The organism is bacterium (assembly GCA_024226335.1).
Classification (GTDB): Bacteria; Myxococcota_A; UBA9160; order SZUA-336; family SZUA-336; genus JAAELY01.
Genome location: JAAELY010000375.1, coordinates 1 through 997, shown reverse-complemented (window position 1 = coordinate 997; position 997 = coordinate 1). Strand labels below are relative to the sequence as shown.

Here is a 997-nt window from a genome sequence, read left to right as displayed (position 1 = left end):
GTCGGGGCCGACTTCGCACGGAGGGGGCAGTCGAGCCGCGTCCTCGGCGCTGAAAACCGTCGTCACCGAATCAAGGGCCAAGCGTGCCTTCGACCTGGCAGTCTCGCGAATTCGTCGCCCCCTTTCGCATAGTGTTCGACTGTTATTCAAATCAGTGACACGATTATCGAATGAATGGATGAAAACGAAGACTAGAAGTGGGCGATAACCGTTCAATGGCTTTGCCATTCGGGCCCTTTTGGCCCCATATGGGGTTAACCTGACTTGTATTTTCATCGAATCGGGGAATGCAAGCTTGCGAACGACGACTCTCGGTCAGACTGCAGCGTCTCCGTGTCTCGGGACACAGGACATGCGTATATCGCCGTCGGATCGCGGCTATACATTGCGAAGACGCGCGATCTGGAGTCGTGGCTGACGAAAATCGACGACAGCGACTCGGTTCCGTCGTTGCCGACGCTCTTTGAGGAGCAGGGAGGTGCGTTGCAGGTCTCGTGGGCGGCACCTGGGATCATCACAAGCCTGTCGTTGACTCAGGATGGAAGCCTTGTGGCTTCGGCCGCCGGTGGACGCGTCCACGTCTTTCGAACGACGGACCTTGCGTGCGTTTGGGAGAGCTCCGGGGGCGATCAGGACGCGACGATCGTGGGATTCTCGGGCAGGCATTTGGCCATCCTAGATGCTACAGGCCGACTGAGCCTGGTACACCTCGATGGGTCTGGCAGGGATGGGGTGCGGCAGCGGGCCTCTGAAGTGTGCAGGGCAGGTGTGTCGTCCTTCGCGTTCAGCCCACCGTCGCGGGGTAAGTTGGCGTTTGGCGTCGATGATGAAGTGCGTTTCTATGACCTGTCGTCGGGATTGGTCGAGCGCAGCGTTAAGCTGACGTGCGACGATGTCATGCGCGATGACAAACTGGCAATGCGGGTGGACGGCCTGGTTTGGACCAAGGAACGCGCCATCATGGCGTCCTCGGAGATCGCCCCAGATGGGGATCGTC

Annotated in this window: 1 protein-coding gene; it reads left to right on the top strand. The window is 59.4% G+C overall.

Annotated elements, in window-relative coordinates; translation table 11 throughout:
* Positions 1 to 807: 807 nt before the first annotated feature.
* Positions 808 to 997: hypothetical protein (locus GY725_19355; protein ID MCP4006342.1), on the top strand; the 190-nt coding region annotated here is incomplete at its 3' end.